Annotated in this window: 14 protein-coding genes; 8 read left to right on the forward strand and 6 right to left on the reverse strand. The window is 53.3% G+C overall.

Annotation, left to right across the window (positions count from 1 at the left end):
• Positions 1 to 52 precede the first annotated feature (52 nt).
• The 4 genes from dapB (at position 53) to caiF (ending at position 6,390) form a co-directional block, all read left to right on the forward strand.
• Complete coding sequence (gene dapB / locus JSN25_RS08725) at positions 53 to 874, forward strand: 4-hydroxy-tetrahydrodipicolinate reductase (RefSeq protein WP_038637087.1); 822 nt, start codon at positions 53 to 55, stop codon at positions 872 to 874.
• 455 nt (positions 875 to 1,329) lie between these two features.
• A complete protein-coding gene (gene carA, locus JSN25_RS08730) occupies positions 1,330 to 2,478 on the forward strand; it encodes a glutamine-hydrolyzing carbamoyl-phosphate synthase small subunit (protein WP_121528568.1) in 1,149 nt (382 codons plus the stop codon).
• 18 nt (positions 2,479 to 2,496) lie between these two features.
• Positions 2,497 to 5,721: a carbamoyl-phosphate synthase large subunit gene (gene carB / locus JSN25_RS08735; RefSeq protein ID WP_038637091.1), complete on the forward strand. Its 3,225-nt coding sequence runs from the start codon at positions 2,497 to 2,499 to the stop codon at positions 5,719 to 5,721.
• Positions 5,722 to 5,994: 273 nt separating this feature from the next.
• A complete protein-coding gene (gene caiF, locus JSN25_RS08740) occupies positions 5,995 to 6,390 on the forward strand; it encodes a carnitine metabolism transcriptional regulator CaiF (protein ID WP_204525623.1) in 396 nt (131 codons plus the stop codon).
• Between the two features lie 76 nt (positions 6,391 to 6,466).
• On the opposite strand, the gene caiE is transcribed toward caiF, so the two are convergent.
• The 6 genes from caiE to caiT all read right to left on the reverse strand — a co-directional run bounded on the left by caiE (position 6,467) and on the right by caiT (position 13,573).
• Positions 6,467 to 7,063 (reverse strand): carnitine operon protein CaiE, encoded by a 597-nt coding sequence (caiE, locus tag JSN25_RS08745; RefSeq protein WP_038637095.1) that lies wholly within the window; start codon positions 7,061 to 7,063, stop codon positions 6,467 to 6,469.
• A 60-nt stretch (positions 7,064 to 7,123) separates the two neighbouring features.
• Positions 7,124 to 7,909, reverse strand: a complete 786-nt coding sequence (gene caiD / locus JSN25_RS08750; protein ID WP_038637097.1) for a crotonobetainyl-CoA hydratase — start codon at positions 7,907 to 7,909, stop codon at positions 7,124 to 7,126.
• Between the two features lie 53 nt (positions 7,910 to 7,962).
• Positions 7,963 to 9,516, reverse strand: a complete 1,554-nt coding sequence (caiC, locus tag JSN25_RS08755; protein WP_204525624.1) for a crotonobetaine/carnitine-CoA ligase — start codon at positions 9,514 to 9,516, stop codon at positions 7,963 to 7,965.
• Between the two features lie 62 nt (positions 9,517 to 9,578).
• Positions 9,579 to 10,796 carry an L-carnitine CoA-transferase gene (caiB, locus tag JSN25_RS08760; RefSeq protein WP_204525625.1) on the reverse strand — a complete coding sequence of 406 codons (1,218 nt, stop codon included), beginning with the start codon at positions 10,794 to 10,796 and terminating at the stop codon, positions 9,579 to 9,581.
• An 82-nt stretch (positions 10,797 to 10,878) separates the two neighbouring features.
• Positions 10,879 to 12,021 carry a crotonobetainyl-CoA dehydrogenase gene (gene caiA, locus JSN25_RS08765; RefSeq protein ID WP_003018898.1) on the reverse strand — a complete coding sequence of 381 codons (1,143 nt, stop codon included), beginning with the start codon at positions 12,019 to 12,021 and terminating at the stop codon, positions 10,879 to 10,881.
• Between the two features lie 34 nt (positions 12,022 to 12,055).
• Positions 12,056 to 13,573, reverse strand: a complete 1,518-nt coding sequence (caiT, locus tag JSN25_RS08770; protein ID WP_038637104.1) for an L-carnitine/gamma-butyrobetaine antiporter — start codon at positions 13,571 to 13,573, stop codon at positions 12,056 to 12,058.
• Positions 13,574 to 14,053: 480 nt separating this feature from the next.
• Between caiT and JSN25_RS08775 the strand changes: the two genes are divergently transcribed.
• The 4 genes from JSN25_RS08775 to fixX are packed head-to-tail and all read left to right on the forward strand — an operon-like array spanning position 14,054 to position 17,401.
• A complete protein-coding gene (locus JSN25_RS08775; RefSeq protein ID WP_085048330.1) occupies positions 14,054 to 14,824 on the forward strand; it encodes an electron transfer flavoprotein FixA in 771 nt (256 codons plus the stop codon).
• 15 nt (positions 14,825 to 14,839) lie between these two features.
• A complete protein-coding gene (locus tag JSN25_RS08780; protein ID WP_199952533.1) occupies positions 14,840 to 15,781 on the forward strand; it encodes an electron transfer flavoprotein subunit alpha/FixB family protein in 942 nt (313 codons plus the stop codon).
• 49 nt (positions 15,782 to 15,830) lie between these two features.
• Positions 15,831 to 17,117: an FAD-dependent oxidoreductase gene (locus JSN25_RS08785; RefSeq protein WP_204525626.1), complete on the forward strand. Its 1,287-nt coding sequence runs from the start codon at positions 15,831 to 15,833 to the stop codon at positions 17,115 to 17,117.
• Positions 17,114 to 17,401, forward strand: coding sequence for a ferredoxin-like protein FixX (gene fixX, locus JSN25_RS08790; protein WP_000203731.1), 288 nt, complete (start codon positions 17,114 to 17,116; stop codon positions 17,399 to 17,401). Before JSN25_RS08785 ends, fixX begins: the two co-directional genes overlap by 4 nt.
• Positions 17,402 to 17,483 lie beyond the last annotated feature (82 nt).

Genomic DNA, 17,483 nt, shown 5'->3' on the forward strand with positions numbered 1-17,483 from the left:
GTGCTGGTTACTCTGAAAACGATTTACGCAAAATTAACAAAAGAGAATAGCTATGCATGATGCACAAATCCGCGTTGCCATCGCGGGAGCCGGAGGACGCATGGGGCGTCAGTTGATTCAGGCCACACTTGGCATGGATGGCGTACAGCTTGGCGCGGCGCTGGAGCGCGAAGGCTCTTCCTTACTGGGAAGCGATGCCGGAGAGTTGGCGGGAGCCGGGAAAACGGGCGTTACCGTACAAAGCAGCCTTGAGGCGGTGAAAGATGATTTCGATGTTTTCATCGATTTCACGCGACCGGAAGGTACGCTGACGCATCTGGCGTTTTGCCGCCAGCACGGTAAGGGAATGGTGATTGGTACCACCGGGTTCGATGATGCCGGTAAACAGGCTATTCGCGATGCCGCGCAGGAGATTGCTATCGTCTTCGCTGCGAATTTTAGCGTCGGCGTTAACGTCATGCTGAAACTGCTTGAGAAAGCAGCAAAAGTGATGGGGGACTATACCGATATTGAGATTATCGAAGCGCATCACCGCCACAAAGTGGACGCCCCATCGGGGACCGCGCTGGCGATGGGTGAGGCGATCGCTGGGGCGTTGGATAAAGATCTGAAAGACTGCGCTGTCTACTCGCGCGAAGGTTATACCGGCGAGCGTGTGCCGGGCACTATTGGTTTTGCGACCGTACGCGCCGGTGACATTGTCGGCGAACATACCGCGATGTTTGCCGATATTGGCGAGCGTATTGAAATCACCCATAAAGCGTCCAGCCGCATGACTTTTGCCAATGGCGCAGTGCGATCGGCGGTTTGGCTAAAATCGAAATCAAATGGTCTTTTTGATATGAAAGATGTACTTGATTTACGCAGTTTATAGATTTTATTACCCTTCGTGATGTGGTTATGGTAATCATAATTATTTGATTACATGGGGCAATATTTTATTGCCCTTTAATTTTTTGGCTTTTGGTTTTATTTTTTATCTAAGCTGATGTTTATATATGTTTTTATGCTTCATTCTGTTATCTGAATGTAAATTTTGACCAAGTGGTCCACTTTTTTCTCTCGCTGCTCCCGTTTTTACACTCTTTATCTACCGCAAGCGTTTTCTACCCTGAGTTAGCTGATCTTTTTGCCTGTTAAATCGAGTGATTTATCCCAGTGGCGTAAAATAATAATAAAAATTGCCCTTTTGGGTAGACTTTTACGTGGGCTATCTCTAGAATGCCGCCGTTTGCCAGAAATCCATAGGTAAGCAAATTTGCATTGATTCATGAGGTGTTAATGAATTAATATGCAAATAAAGTGAGTGAATATTCTCTGGAGGGTGTTTTGATTAAGTCAGCGCTATTGGTTCTGGAAGACGGAACCCAGTTTCACGGTCGGGCCATAGGGGCAACAGGTTCGGCGGTTGGGGAAGTCGTTTTCAATACTTCAATGACCGGTTATCAAGAAATCCTCACTGATCCTTCCTATTCCCGCCAAATCGTCACTCTTACTTATCCTCATATCGGTAATGTCGGCACCAATGAAGCCGATGCAGAATCTTCTCAGGTACATGCGCAAGGCCTGGTCATCCGCGACCTGCCGCTGATTGCCAGCAACTACCGCAACACCGAAGACCTCTCTTCTTACCTCAAGCGCCATAATATTGTGGCGATTGCCGATATCGATACCCGTAAGCTGACGCGACTGCTGCGCGAGAAGGGCGCTCAGAACGGCTGCATCATTGCAGGCGATAATCTGGATGCTGCGCTGGCCTTAGAAAAAGCCAAAGCGTTCCCGGGCTTAAATGGGATGGACCTGGCAAAAGAAGTGACCACCGCTGAATCCTACAGCTGGACTCAGGGTAGCTGGACGCTGGCGGGTGACCTGCCGGAAGCGAAGTCTGCAGAAGAGCTGCCGTTCCACGTGGTGGCCTACGATTTTGGCGCCAAGCGCAACATTCTGCGCATGCTGGTGGATCGCGGCTGCCGCCTGACGGTGGTACCGGCGAAAACCTCCGCGGAAGATGTTCTGAAGATGAATCCGGACGGTATCTTCCTGTCTAACGGCCCAGGTGACCCGGCCCCGTGCGACTACGCCATCGAAGCCATTGAGAAATTCCTCCAGACCGATATTCCGGTATTTGGCATCTGCCTCGGCCATCAACTGTTGGCTCTGGCGAGCGGTGCGAAGACCATCAAGATGAAGTTTGGTCACCACGGTGGTAACCACCCGGTGAAAGACATGGATAAGAATGTGGTGATGATTACCGCGCAGAACCACGGCTTTGCGGTGGATGAAGATTCGCTGCCAGCCAACCTGCGCGTAACCCACAAATCCCTGTTCGACGGAACCCTGCAAGGGATTCACCGTACCGATAAACCGGCGTTTAGCTTCCAGGGCCACCCGGAGGCGAGCCCAGGCCCGCATGATGCGGCGCCGCTGTTCGACCACTTTATCGAGCTTATTGAGCAATACCGTCAGTCCGCGAAATAATCAGGAGTAATAAAAGCCATGCCAAAACGTACAGACATAAAAAGTATCCTGATTCTGGGCGCGGGCCCGATTGTTATCGGTCAGGCGTGTGAGTTTGACTACTCCGGCGCCCAGGCGTGTAAAGCGCTGCGCGAAGAGGGTTACCGCGTTATTCTGGTGAACTCTAACCCGGCAACCATTATGACCGACCCGGAAATGGCCGATGCGACCTACATCGAGCCGATCAACTGGGAAGTGGTACGCAAAATCATCGAAAAAGAGCGTCCGGATGCGGTTCTGCCAACCATGGGCGGCCAGACCGCGCTGAACTGCGCGCTGGAGCTGGAGCGTCAGGGCGTGCTGGAAGAGTTCGGCGTGACCATGATTGGCGCCACCGCTGATGCGATTGATAAAGCAGAAGACCGCCGTCGTTTCGACGTGGCGATGAAGAAAATCGGCCTCGACACCGCGCGTTCCGGTATCGCGCACACCATGGAAGAAGCGCTGGCGGTTGCCGCTGACGTGGGCTTCCCGTGCATCATCCGTCCATCTTTCACCATGGGCGGCACCGGCGGCGGTATCGCCTACAACCGTGAAGAGTTCGAAGAAATCTGCGAACGCGGCCTGGACCTCTCGCCAACCAACGAGCTGCTGATTGATGAATCGCTGATCGGCTGGAAAGAGTACGAGATGGAAGTGGTGCGTGATAAGAACGACAACTGCATCATCGTCTGCTCTATCGAAAACTTCGATGCGATGGGCATTCACACCGGTGACTCGATCACTGTTGCTCCGGCGCAGACCCTGACCGACAAAGAATACCAAATCATGCGTAACGCCTCGATGGCGGTACTGCGTGAAATCGGCGTAGAAACCGGCGGTTCCAACGTTCAGTTCTCGGTGAACCCGAAAGATGGTCGTCTGATCGTTATCGAAATGAACCCGCGCGTCTCCCGCTCCTCGGCGCTGGCGTCCAAAGCCACCGGCTTCCCGATTGCCAAAGTGGCGGCCAAACTGGCGGTGGGTTACACCCTCGACGAACTGATGAACGACATCACAGGTGGCCGTACTCCGGCCTCCTTCGAGCCGTCTATCGACTACGTTGTCACCAAGATTCCTCGCTTCAACTTCGAGAAATTCGCCGGTGCGAACGACCGTCTGACCACCCAGATGAAATCCGTCGGCGAAGTGATGGCGATTGGCCGTACGCAGCAGGAATCCCTGCAGAAAGCGCTGCGCGGCCTGGAAGTAGGCGCCACCGGTTTCGACCCGAAAGTGAGCCTCGACGACCCGGAAGCGCTGACCAAAATCCGCCGCGAGCTGAAAGACGCGGGCGCCGAGCGCATCTGGTATATCGCCGATGCCTTCCGCGCGGGCCTCTCCGTCGACGGTGTGTTCAACCTGACCAACATCGACCGCTGGTTTCTGGTACAGATTGAAGAGCTGGTGCGTCTGGAAGAGAAAGTGGCGGAAGTGGGCATCAACGGTCTCGACGCTGACTTCCTGCGTCACCTGAAGCGCAAAGGCTTCGCCGATGCGCGTCTGGCAAAACTGGCGGGTGTGCGCGAAGCGGAAATCCGCAAGCTGCGCGACCAGTACAACCTGCACCCGGTCTACAAGCGCGTGGATACCTGCGCGGCGGAATTCGCCACCGATACCGCCTACATGTACTCTACCTATGAAGAAGAGTGCGAATCTAACCCATCCGTCGACCGCGATAAAATCATGGTCCTCGGCGGCGGCCCGAACCGTATCGGCCAGGGTATCGAATTTGACTACTGCTGCGTCCATGCCTCGCTGGCGCTGCGCGAAGACGGTTACGAGACCATCATGGTCAACTGTAACCCGGAAACTGTCTCTACCGACTACGACACCTCCGACCGTCTGTACTTCGAGCCGGTAACGCTGGAGGACGTACTGGAAATCGTGCGCATCGAGAAGCCGAAAGGCGTCATCGTGCAGTACGGCGGCCAGACCCCGCTGAAACTGGCGCGTGAACTGGAAGCCGCAGGCGTACCGGTTATCGGTACCAGCCCGGACGCGATTGACCGCGCGGAAGACCGTGAACGCTTCCAGCACGCGGTTGACCGTCTGAAGCTGAAACAGCCAGCCAACGCCACCGTGACCGCCATTGAACAAGCGGTTGAGAAGGCGAAAGAAATTGGCTACCCGCTGGTGGTGCGCCCGTCTTACGTACTGGGCGGCCGCGCGATGGAAATCGTCTACGACGAAGCCGACCTGCGTCGCTACTTCCAGACCGCGGTTAGCGTCTCCAACGACGCACCGGTGCTGCTGGACCGCTTCCTCGACGATGCCATCGAAGTGGACGTTGACGCCATCTGCGACGGCGAAATGGTGCTGATTGGCGGCATCATGGAGCACATCGAGCAGGCGGGCGTACACTCCGGCGACTCCGCCTGTTCTCTGCCAGCCTACACGCTGAGCAAGGAAATTCAGGATGTGATGCGCCAGCAGGTGCAGAAGCTGGCCTTCGAACTGCAGGTGCGCGGCCTGATGAACGTGCAGTTTGCGGTGAAAGACAACGAAGTCTACCTGATTGAAGTCAACCCGCGTGCGGCGCGTACCGTACCGTTCGTCTCCAAAGCCACCGGCGTACCGCTGGCGAAAGTGGCGGCGCGCGTGATGGCTGGCAAATCGCTGACCGAGCAGGGCGTGACCAAAGAAATTATCCCGCCGTACTACTCGGTGAAAGAAGTGGTGCTGCCGTTCAACAAATTCCCGGGCGTTGACCCGCTGTTAGGGCCAGAAATGCGCTCTACCGGGGAAGTGATGGGCGTGGGCCGTACCTTCGCGGAAGCGTTCGCCAAGGCACAGTTGGGCAGTAACTCCACGATGAAGAAACAGGGCCGTGCGCTGCTCTCGGTTCGCGAAGGCGACAAAGAGCGCGTCGTGGACCTGGCCGCTAAGCTGCTAAAACAGGGCTTCGAGCTGGATGCGACTCACGGTACCGCGATTGTGCTGGGTGAAGCCGGTATCAACCCGCGTCTGGTGAACAAGGTGCATGAAGGTCGTCCGCACATTCAGGACCGTATCAAGAATGGCGAATATACCTACATTATCAACACCACCGCAGGTCGTCAGGCGATTGAAGACTCCAAGCTGATTCGCCGCAGCGCCTTGCAGTACAAAGTGCATTACGACACCACCCTGAATGGCGGTTTCGCAACGGCTATGGCGCTGAATGCGGATGCCACCGAGAAGGTGACCTCGGTGCAGGAAATGCACGCGCAGATCAATAAATAATAAACAGAAGGTCCGGTGATATTTGCGTTAATCGGATCTGCAATATAAATTTGAAACGGTTCCTGGGAAGGAGCCGTTTTTTTACCCTATCAGGTCATCCCTGGAGATGTCCGTTTCCTTAACCACCTTTTCAATGTAATAAGCACGATATTGCTCACACTAATCAACATTCAAGTCGCATACTATCTTTATATCCACAATTTTAATATGGCTTAGTTTTTATTAATTTGGACAGGCCGTAGCCAGATTTTTAATTTGTGAAATGGTGTGCTTATGTGTGAAAAATATGTTGAAAGACCGCTTTATTTGTTAATTGCTGACTGGATGATGGCAGAGGACCGATGGATCACTGCCAAGGAGATTTCCCGTCAATTTGATATTGAACACTGCAAAGCAATTAATACGCTCTCCTATATTCTGTCAGAAGTTGGGGAAATTGCTTGTGAAGTGAAGATGATCCCTAACCAGATTGCAGGACGAGGCTGTCAGTGCCAGCGTCTGGTGAAAGTCGTGAGTATTGATTCTCATCTCTATCGCCGATTGAATCATAATTTGCAGGAAAGAAAAGTGAGTGTGGCGAAAGCGCCACGACTGTCTGCCGTTCCCCCAACAGAGCTCAACCGTGAGCAGAAATGGCAGATGATGCTGTCAAAAAGTATGCGTCGCTAATGGTTAGTTTGCCTGATGGCAGCGTTGACGGGGATTGACGCGTAGGCCGGATAAGCGTCAGCGCATCCGGCATCAATTATTGGGCTGATTTTGGCTTCACGTCCGTCGTGCCTTTCAGGCGCGGCCGGTTTTTTTCGACCTGGGTTAACGGCTTCGTTTCAGATAGCCCCGTTCGACAGCGGACCGCAAGATCCTGATATTCTTTGGTGTTGAGGCGTTTCCAGTGCAGCTCCTGGTCTGTGACCTGGCGTAGTACTCGCGCAGGTGAACCCACCAGCAGTTGCCTTGCCTCACCCTGAAATCCGGCTTTGACGAAACTCATGGCGGCGACAATGCTCTCTTCGCCAATCACTGCGCCGTCCATAATCACGCTGTTCATGCCGACCAGGGCGTCCCGGCCCACCACGCAGCCATGCAAAATAGCGCCGTGGCCTATATGGCCGTTCTCATGCACGATGGTATCGGTATCGCAGTAGCCATGCATAATGCAGCCATCCTGCAGATTAGATCCTGCCTTAAGGATCAGGCGCCCATAATCCCCACGCAATGACGCGAGTGGGCCAATATAAACACCAGCACCCACGATGACATCGCCAATCAGCACGGCGCTGGGATGGACAAACGCGTCCGGGTGTACCACCGGGATCAGTCCTTCAAAGGCGTAATAGCTCATGGTTGTACCTCGGTTTTTTTGCCGGACGACGGCGTAAACACCTTATCCGGCATAGTCACATTAACGACCTTTCCACACCGGATCGCGTTTTTCGGCAAATGCCTGCGGTCCTTCGAGCGCATCTTCCGAATGCAGTACCGACGGATAATGCTTCAGTACGCCGCTGCGGATGTAGCGGTAGCCTTCTTCTACCGGCATTTCGCTAGTCGCACGATAAATCTCTTTCAGCGCCGCGATCGCCAGCGGGGCGCTATTAACCAGTTGTTGCGCCAGTTCGCGCGCGCTATCCATCAGTTCGCTCTGGCTGACAACGCGGTTCACGATCCCCCAACGCAGCGCTTCTTCGGCGCTCATTCGTCTACCGGTCATCACCATTTCGTTGACGATAGCCGGTGGCAACAGCTTAGGCAGGCGCAAAACGCCGCCGCTGTCAGGCACGATGCCGAGCTTGGCTTCCGGTAGCGCGAAGCTGGCGTTTTCCGCGCAGACAATAAAGTCCGCTGCCAGCGCCAGCTCAAAACCGCCGCCAAACGCATAGCCGTTTACCGCGGCGATGACCGGCTTATCCAGATCAAATATTTCAGTTAAACCGGCAAAGCCGCCGGGACCAAAATCGGCATCCGGCGCTTCACCTTCCGCTGCCGCTTTTAAGTCCCAGCCAGCAGAAAAGAATTTCTCCCCGCCGCCAGTAATGATTGCTACGCGTAATTCCGGATCGTCACGGAAATTAAGAAAAGCCTGGCCCATTGCAAAGCTGGTTTTGGCGTCAATGGCATTGGCTTTAGGTCGGTCGAGGGTAATTTCCAGGATCGGGCCATTACGGGTCAGATGTAATGATTCACTCATGGTTCATCTCCAGATAAATAGTTTCCCGGCGGGAGGGATTCCTGCCGGAAGGTTTATTTCAGATTTTTTTTGATTATTTTTCCTGAACAGTTGCGCGGCAGGTCGGTTCTGATCTCCATAAAAGAGGGAACCTTGAATTTCGCCATATTGTTTTCGCAGAAGCTGAAAAACTCGGCTTCGCTTAATGTTTCACCTTCATTAAGGACAATAAACGCTTTAATGGCTTCATCACGGATCGCGTCTTTAATACCAACAACCACAATGTCCTGAATTTTCGGATGCGCAGAAATAATATTTTCCAGCTCGACGCAGGAGACATTTTCCCCGCCGCGTTTAATCATGTTGCAGCGTCTGTCGACAAAATAGAAATAGCCATCCTCATCCTGGTAACCCGAATCACCGGTATGTAACCAGCCCTCTGGTTCCAGCGCCCTGGCGGTTGCTTCCGGCTGCATGTAATACTCTTTGAAGATGGTCTTGCCGGGGACGCCTTTAATACAGATTTCGCCAATTTCTCCGGCGGGGAGCGGTCGATTTTGATCGTCGCGAATTTCAGCTTCATAGCTAAATCCCACGCGACCAATGGAAGGCCAGCGTCGTTTGTCTCCGGGACGGTCGCCAATAATTCCGACAATGGTTTCAGTCATACCATAAGAGGTCAGCAGCCTGACGCCAAAGCGTTCGATAAAGGCGTCTTTTTCCTGCACGGATAGATTGAGATAGAACATCACTTCGCGCAGCTGATGCTGCCTGTCCGTTGGCGCGGCGGGCTGGACCATCAGCGTGCGGATCATCATCGGGATGCACTCGGTCACCGTCGCCTGATATTTACGTACCTGATCCCAGAACGCCCGGGCGCTGTACTTCTCCAGGAGCACAAAGGTGCTGCCGGCGGAAAAGGCCGGCATTGCGGCGGTACACTGACAGTCGATATGAAAAGCGGGCATCACCGTCATGTATACGTCATCATCGCGCAGGGCGATTTGCCAGGCAGAGTAATAGCCCGCAAAGCGCAGGTTATAATGGGTAATCACCACCCCTTTTGGACGCGAGGTGGTACCGGAGGTAAACAGAATTTCCGCCGTATCGTCAGTGGATAACGCAGGCGTATAGCACAGGGTGGTCGACTGACGAGCCTGCAGTTGGGTAAAGTGGCTCACGCCATCGTCAGCCGGAAGCTGCTCGCCAATCAGACAGATATGATTAAGCGGAGTGCTATTTTCCTGGCGTATTTCACGGTACATAGGATAAAACTGGGCGCTGGTAACCAGCAGGCTCACCTGGCTGTTTTGCAGGATCCAGGCACTTTCTTCGCCCAGTAAGCGAGCATTGATCGGCACCATAATGGCGCCGATTTTTGCCAGTCCAAACCAGCAAAAGATGAATTCCGGACAGTTATCCAGATGCAGTGCGACCCTATCGCCCTTGCGGATCCCTAAGGAATGAAAAAGGTTCGCCGTGCGGTTAATCTCTTCATTGAGCGAGGCATAGCTAAATTGCCGAACGATTCCTTCACAGGATTCGAAAATTAACGCCGTTTTATTTCCGTACACCCCGGCCAGGTCGTCCCACATCTGACGTAAGTTTTGTCCGCCAACGATATCCATATTGCTTTATCCACTGAAATCAGGCGTGAGCGCTAACCCACGAGCGGGTTAGCGCGTCGCGTTTATTCCTCAACCCTGGCCAGGCCTTTGCCGACCAGCTCATTTATGTCTGCTTCGCTATAACCAATGTTTTTCAGAATGGCGGCGGTATCCATGCCGTGTGATGGCATGCCACGCCAGATTTTCCCCGGGTTGTTTTTAAATTTCGGCATGATGTTCGGTCCTTTGCAGGTGCGGCCGTCCATTGTTTGCCACTGAGTAATGGATTCGCGGGCAACGTACTGCGGATTGCCTTCCAGTTCCGGAATGGTTAGCACCTTCGCACAGGCGATATTCAGTTCAGCAAAGCGCGCCTGGACTTCGGCGATGGTATGCGCTGCCAGCCAGGCGTCCAGTTTATCTTCGACGAGCGGGCCGTAAGGGCATTCCACGCGATGGATTAGCTGCGTGCCTTCCGGAACTTCCGGCGTACCGAGAATGTGGGCCAGGCCGATATCTTTAAAACACTCGTTGATTTGCGTGATGCCGACCAACTCCATGACGATGTAACCATCGGCGCATTTATACAGGCCGCAACCGGCGTAGTAGGGATCTTTCCCTTTCGTCATACGTGGACAGATTTCGCCGCCGTTGAAGTAGTCCATCATGAAGTACTGACCCATGCGCAGCATCACTTCGTACATGGCGATATCGATGCTTTCACCTTTACCCGTTTCGCGCACTTTGTGCAGGGCCGCCAGCGCTGCTGTCGTTGCGGTCATCCCGGAGAAGTAATCCGCGGTATACGGGAAGGCTGGCATCGGTTGGTCAACGTCGCCGTTTTGGATCAGATAACCACTGAACGCCTGCGCGATGGTGTTATACGCCGGAAGATTGGTGTACTCCTCCGTACCAAACTGGCCGAAACCGGAAAGGTGGGCAATGACCAGTTTCGGGTTATGTTCCCACAGCACTTCATCAGTAATACCGCGGCGTGCAAAGGCCGGGCCTTTACTGGCTTCAATGAAAATATCGGTGGTTTCCATCAGTTTCAGAAACGCTTCCCGACCTTCATCTTTGAAAATATTGAGCGACAGGGCGTGCAGGTTGCGGCGTGAGAGCTGCGGGTAGTTAGGCTGTACGCGGATGGTATCGGCCCATGCGACGTTTTCAATCCAGATAACCTCGGCGCCCCATTCGGCGAACATCTGTCCGGCGAATGGACCGGCGATTTCGATCCCTGAAAAAACAACGCGTACTCCAGCAAGAGGGCCAAAGGTTGGCATTGGTAAATGATTCATAATTTTTCTCCTGGCATTTATGGGGGCCACGTAGGCCGGATGGCGACGCGAGCGTCTCATCAGGCCTACAGGTTGCGCCGTTCTATCGGTATTGCTTGAGTACCGCACGGCCTAACGTCAGGATCTGCATTTCATCAGAACCACCAGAAACGCGGTCAACACGCAGGTCACGCCAGAAACGCGTGATGCGGTGGTTGCCCGCGATACCAACACCTCCCAGTACCTGCATGGCGGTGTCTACCACTTCAAACGCGGCGTTGGCGCAGAAGTATTTGCACATTGCCGCGTCGCCGGAGGTAATAGTGCCGTTATCTGCTTTCCACGCGGCTTCCAGCAGCATGTTTTTCATGGAGTTCAGTTTGATCGCCATATGCGCAAACTTCTCCTGAATCAGTTGGAAACGGCCAATAGTTTCACCAAACTGCACGCGCTGATTAGCGTAACGCGCGGCATCTTCAAAAGCGCACATTGCGGTGCCGTAGTTGGTCAGCGCGACGAGGAAGCGCTCATGGTCAAACTCTTCTTTCACGCGGTTGAAGCCGTTACCTTCCCGACCGAACATGTCTTTTTCGTCCAGTTCAACGTCGTCAAAGGTGATTTCACAGCAGCTATCCATGCGCAGACCGAGTTTCTCCAGTTTGTTGACCTTGATACCCGCTTTGCTCATGTCGACAAACCATTCGGTGTAAACAGGCTTATCCGGCGATGCACCGTCTCTCGCCATGACCACGATGTACGGGGTGTAGGCGCTACTGGTGATAAAGCACTTACTGCCATTAAGATAAACCTTACCATTTTTGCGTGTATAAGTGGTTTTCAGACTACCGACATCCGATCCCGCTCCCGGTTCGGTGATAGCAGAGTTCCACATCTGCTTACCGGTGCCCTGGAACGCCATGATTTTATCAATTTGCTCCTGAGTCCCTTCACGCAGGAAAGTGTTAAAACCTCCCGGCAATTGGTACAACACGTAAGTTGGTGCGCCAAGACGTCCCAGCTCCATCCAGACGGCGGCGACGGTAACAAAACCCGCTTCCAGACCGCCATGTTCTTCCGGGATCAGCAGGCTATCAATGCCCATATCCGCCAGCGCTTTTACAAAACGCTCAGGGTAGACGCTGTCACGATCGCACTCGGCAAAATAAGCTTCCCAGTTCTCACTGGCCATCAGTTCACGAATACCGGCGACAAACAGTTCCTGCTCGTCATTTAAGTTGAAATCCATCTTTCAGCCTCTTGATCAATTGGGTTAATAAGAATTACTTGTCTTTCCAGTGCACTTTGGCGTCTTTAATAAAGGACAGCGTCACCATAATGTTGACGAAGAACAGCGGGCATCCTCCGGCGATAATTGCGGTCTGAATCGGCTTCAACCCACCCAGTGCCAGCAGAACGATACCGATGATGCCGACCAGCACCGACCAGCCGATACGCACTAACAGAGGCGGTTCTTCACCATCGCGAACTTCGCGACAGGTGGACATCGCCAGGGTGTAAGAGCAGGCGTTAATCAGCGTTACGGTGGCGATAAAGCAGAGGATAAAGAAACCCCACATGGTGGCGGTGCTGAGCGGTAAGGCGGCCCAGGTTTCGATAATGGCGCGCGCCACGCCGTGTTGTTCAATCAACTGCGGAATGTTGAGGATGTTTTTATCCATCAGCAGCAGCGTGTTGCTGCCAAGGACAGTCCACAGGATCCAGGTAGACGCGGTCAGGCCCAGTACCATCCCGAAGCACAGTTCGCGTACGGTGCGACCACGAGAAATACGGGCCAGGAAGATACTCATCTGGATGGCGTAAATTACCCACCACGCCCAGTAGAAAACGGTCCAGCCCTGCGGGAAGCCGCCTTTACCGATGGCATCGGTATAGAACAGCATCCGTGGCAGATGCATCAGCAACATCCCGACGGAGTCGGTGAAGTAGTTCATGATGAAGCTGGCGCCGCTGACGATAAACACCCAGCCGAGCATCAGGAAGCTCAGATAGCTACGTACGTCACTGGCGATCTTGACCCCTTTTTGCAGGCCACAGGCCACGCAAATGGCGTTCAGAATGATCCAGCAGGTAATGATGATGGCGTCGAGTTGCAGCGTATGTGGAATACCGAACAGGTACTGCATACACTCGGTGACCAGCGGGGTAGCCAGACCGAGGCTGGTGCCCATTGCGAAGATCAGCGCCACCAGGTAGAAGTTATCAACGATGGTACCGAACAACCCTTTCGCATGTTTCTCACCGACGAGCGGTACCAGCGTGGAGCTGGGACGGATGACATCCATCTTACGTACAAAGAAGAAGTAGGCGAAGGCTACAGAAAGGAAGCTATAGGTTGCCCACGGCAGCGGCCCCCAGTGGAACAGGCTGTACGCCAGACCTATCTCTTTCGCGCCCGTGGAATTTGGTTCCAGGCCGAACGGCGGGGTGGAGATATAGTAGTAGATCTCAATAGAGCCCCAGAACAGCACCGCAGCGGATGTACAGGACGCGAACATCATAAAAATCCAGCTGGCGGTGCTAAACTCCGGTTTTTCGTCACCTAATCTCTTTTTGGCATAGGGGCCAAAAACCAGCCAGAACCAGCCGAATAGCATGATGACCATATACCATTCAAATGCCCATCCCCAGACGTTGGTGACATAACTGAATACCGCATTAATAACGACGTTAGCGGCATCAAGATCTCTTACTGTTAGCCAGCAAAGTATTCCGACAATTATTAATGGCGGAAAAAAAACCTTCGGTTCAATTCCCGATTTTCTCTTTTCATTTTTCATAAGTGAATTCCAGTGTGAAAACGAAATTTATTTAGCGTGCCCGTCTTTGAACGTTTGTTTATTTATTATTAATGGTTTGTTGATAACTTATTAACCTCTGGGACACCTCAACGAGTAACTCATAATGGGTATTCATTTCGCGTGATTCTGTTACTTTGATCACACTTTTTGGTGCTGGTTATTTTGTCTTGAAATGTCTATTTTTTGATTATAAATCATATAGTTGACATTGGTTTTTTAACTTTTTTAAGTGTCTAGCGTTCAATATTGTTGAACCAGCAAGCAATATTGAAAATTTTCATATTTGACGTGTTTCTTTCAATATTGGTGAGGCATGTAACACTATTGAAAGTTACGAATTTCAATGTGTGACATTTTCAATATTGGTGATTAAGGTTTTATTTCCGAATTAAAGAGCGTGATATCTGTATTTAACACCGCCGATATAAATACGTTTCCTTCATGATTTCTGGAGATGCAATGAAGATAATTACTTGCTACAAATGCGTACCTGATGAACAGGATATTGCGATTAATAATGCTGATGGCTCACTCGATTTCAGCAAAGCGGATGGCAAAATCAGCCAATATGATCTGAATGCAATTGAAGCTGCTTGCCAGTTAAAACAGCAGGTGGGAGAAGCTCAGGTTGTCGCCATGAGCGTTGGCGGCAAAGCGCTGACTAATGCAAAAGGGCGCAAAGATGTTCTTTCTCGTGGCCCTGATGAACTGATTGTGGTGATTGACGATCAATTTGAGCAGGCGCTGCCGCAACACACCGCTACCGCGCTGGCCGCCGCGGCGCAAAAATCAGGTTTCGATCTGCTTATTTGCGGCGACGGTTCTTCCGATCTTTATGCTCAGCAGGTTGGTTTGCTGGTGGGTGAAGCGCTGAACGTTCCGGCGATTAACGGCGTGAGTAAGATCCTCTCTCTTACTGACAGTACGCTGACGGTAGAACGCGAACTGGAAGATGAAGTTGAAACGCTGAGCATCCCGCTCCCGGCGGTGATCGCGGTTTCCACCGACATCAACACTCCACAAATCCCTTCGATGAAAGCCATTCTTGGCGCGGCGAAAAAACCGGTTCAGGTCTGGTCGCCTGCGGATATCGGGCTGAACAGCGTACCCGCGTATTCCGTACAACAGGTTGCCGCACCGAAGCAGCGCGAGCGTCAGCGTGTGGTGATTGAAGGTGACGGTGAAGAACAAATCGCCGCGTTTGTCGAGAATCTGCGCAAAATCATTTAATTATCAGGGGATGTTATGAACAAATTTTCCAGTGTCTGGGTATTCAGCGATACCCCTTCTCGTCTGCCCGAACTGATGAGTGGCGCGCAGGCTGTAGGTGAAAAAGTTAACGCATTCGTACTGAACGAAGCGGATAGCGCGACAGCATGTCATTTGGGCGCGGATCATGTCTGGCTGCTCAGCGGCAAACCAGAAGACCGCATGATCGAAGACTACGCTGATGTGATGGCTGAGACTGTTCGTCAGCATAGCGAGGGCGGCGCGGTGCTGCTGCCGAATACGCGCCGGGGCAAACTGTTGGCGGCAAAGCTGGGCTTTCGCTTGTCGGCTGCGGTTTCCAACGACGCCAGCGAAGTCGCCCTGCAGGATGGAAAAGCGGCGGTTAAGCATATGGTCTACGGCGGTCTGGCGATAGGGGCAGAAACCATTGCTTCGCCGTTCGCTGTGATCACGCTCAGCAGCGGAACGTTTGACGCACAAGACCCGGACACTTCTCGCAGCGGTGAGATGCACACCGTGCAGTGGCAGGCTCCGACCAATGCTGTGACCCGCACCGCAACCCAGGCACGTCAGAGCAACAGCGTCGATCTCGATAAAGCGCGTCTGGTGGTCAGTGTGGGACGCGGTATCGGCAGCAAAGAGAATATCTCGCTGGCCGAAGCGCTGTGCCAGACGATTGGCGCTGAGCTGGCCTGTTCTCGCCCGGTAGCGGAAAACGAGAAGTGGATGGAGCACGAGCGCTACGTCGGTATCTCCAACCTGATGCTCAAGCCTGAACTGTATCTGGCGGTGGGGATCTCCGGGCAGATCCAACACATGGTCGGCGCCAACGGCGCGCAGACGATTTTCGCCATCAATAAAGATAAAAATGCGCCGATCTTCCAGTATGCGGATTTTGGCATCGTTGGCGATGCGCTGAAGATCCTGCCTGCGCTGACGGCTGCCTTAGCGCGATAAATCATTTCGGGCAGGATGCGAAGGTATCCTGCCGCTGACAGGAGTACGTATGTCCGAAGATATCTTTGATGCCATCATCGTGGGTGCAGGTCTGGCCGGTTCGGTTGCGGCGCTGGTGCTTGCTCGCGAAGGTGCACAGGTGCTGGTTATCGAGCGCGGCAATTCTGCTGGCGCGAAGAATGTCACCGGTGGGCGTCTGTATGCGCATAGCCTGGAACGCATCATTCCCGGCTTTGCGGATTTGGCCCCCATTGAACGCATGATTACCCACGAAAAACTCGCCTTTATGACCGACAACGGGGCGATGACTATCGACTACTGCAATGGTGAAGAGGCCGCCGCGTCGCAGGTTTCTTATTCCGTCTTGCGCAGTAAATTTGACGCCTGGCTGATGGAGCAGGCCGAAGAGGCGGGGGCGCAACTGATCACCGGTATTCGCGTCGATAACGTCGTTCAGCGCGAGGGTAAAGTCGTGGGCGTGGAAGCCGATGGCGATATTCTGGAAGCCAAAGTCGTGATCCTCGCCGATGGGGTGAATTCTATGCTGGCTGAAAAGCTGGGCATGGCCAAGCGTGTTGAGGCATCGCATGTTGCCGTCGGCGTGAAGGAACTGATCGAATTGCCGAAGTCGGTGATTGAAGATCGTTTCCAGCTACAGGGCAACGAAGGCGCCGCCTGTCTGTTTGCCGGGGCGCCAACCGATGGTCTGATGGGCGGTGGCTTTCTTTATACGAATGAAACAACCCTTTCTTTGGGGCTGGTCTGCGGCCTTCATCATCTGAAAGACGCGAAAAAATCGGTCCCGCAAATGCTGGAAGATTTCAAACAGCATCCGGCAGTCGCTCCGCTGATCGCTGGTGGCAAGCTGGTGGAATATGCCGCGCACGTTGTACCCGAGGCGGGAATGAATATGCAGCCTGAACTGGTGGGCGATGGCGTACTGATTGCCGGAGACGCTGCCGGCATGTGTATGAACCTCGGTTTTACCATCCGTGGTATGGATCTCGCCATATCCGCAGGCGAAGCGGCGGCGAAGACGGTGCTTTCGGCGATGAAGCGCGACGATTTTAGCAAGCAGTCGCTGGGTGAATACCGTCAGCATCTGGACGAAGGTCCGATGCGCGATATGCGCATGTATCAGAAACTGCCGGCTTTTCTTGATAATCCCCGCATGTTTACCGCTTATCCCGAAATGGCGGTCAGTATCGCGCGCGACCTGTTCACCGTGGATGGCTCCGCTCCGGTGCCAATGCGTAAAAAAATCCTGCGCCATGCGAAGAAAGTGGGCTTCATCAACCTGATGAAAGATGGCCTGAAAGGAGTGACCGTATTATGACATCTCCCGTCAATGTGGACGTCAAACTGGGCGTCAATAAGTTCAATGTGGATGAAGATAGCCCACACATCATTCTCAAAGCCGATCCTGATAAACAGGCGCTGGAGGTGCTGATTAAGGCCTGTCCGGCGGGACTGTATAAAAAGCAGGACGACGGTAGCGTTCGTTTTGATTACGCCGGGTGCCTGGAGTGCGGAACGTGCCGGATCCTCGGCCTTGATACGGCGCTGGAGAAATGGGAATACCCACGCGGGACGTTTGGCGTGGAGTTCCGCTACGGCTAATAAGTACGAGGTTGTGCACCCGTAGGCCGGATAAGATGCGGTAGCATCGCCATCCGGCAATCATGTGGTGCCAATGCCGGAT

It is taken from the genome of Citrobacter cronae (genome assembly GCF_016893685.1).
Lineage (GTDB): Bacteria > Pseudomonadota > Gammaproteobacteria > Enterobacterales > Enterobacteriaceae > Citrobacter > Citrobacter werkmanii.

Coding starts and splice junctions, on each gene's coding strand:
- carB (WP_038637091.1), top strand. CDS start 2,497: ATGCCAAAACGTACAGACATAAAAAGTATCCTGATTCTGGGCGCGGGC.
- fixX (WP_000203731.1), top strand. CDS start 17,114: ATGACATCTCCCGTCAATGTGGACGTCAAACTGGGCGTCAATAAGTTC.
- caiD (WP_038637097.1), bottom strand. CDS start 7,909: ATGAGTGAATCATTACATCTGACCCGTAATGGCCCGATCCTGGAAATT.
- dapB (WP_038637087.1), top strand. CDS start 53: ATGCATGATGCACAAATCCGCGTTGCCATCGCGGGAGCCGGAGGACGC.
- caiC (WP_204525624.1), bottom strand. CDS start 9,516: ATGGATATCGTTGGCGGACAAAACTTACGTCAGATGTGGGACGACCTG.
- caiT (WP_038637104.1), bottom strand. CDS start 13,573: ATGAAAAATGAAAAGAGAAAATCGGGAATTGAACCGAAGGTTTTTTTT.
- caiF (WP_204525623.1), top strand. CDS start 5,995: ATGTGTGAAAAATATGTTGAAAGACCGCTTTATTTGTTAATTGCTGAC.
- caiB (WP_204525625.1), bottom strand. CDS start 10,796: ATGAATCATTTACCAATGCCAACCTTTGGCCCTCTTGCTGGAGTACGC.
- JSN25_RS08780 (WP_199952533.1), top strand. CDS start 14,840: ATGAACAAATTTTCCAGTGTCTGGGTATTCAGCGATACCCCTTCTCGT.
- JSN25_RS08785 (WP_204525626.1), top strand. CDS start 15,831: ATGTCCGAAGATATCTTTGATGCCATCATCGTGGGTGCAGGTCTGGCC.
- caiE (WP_038637095.1), bottom strand. CDS start 7,063: ATGAGCTATTACGCCTTTGAAGGACTGATCCCGGTGGTACACCCGGAC.
- JSN25_RS08775 (WP_085048330.1), top strand. CDS start 14,054: ATGAAGATAATTACTTGCTACAAATGCGTACCTGATGAACAGGATATT.
- caiA (WP_003018898.1), bottom strand. CDS start 12,021: ATGGATTTCAACTTAAATGACGAGCAGGAACTGTTTGTCGCCGGTATT.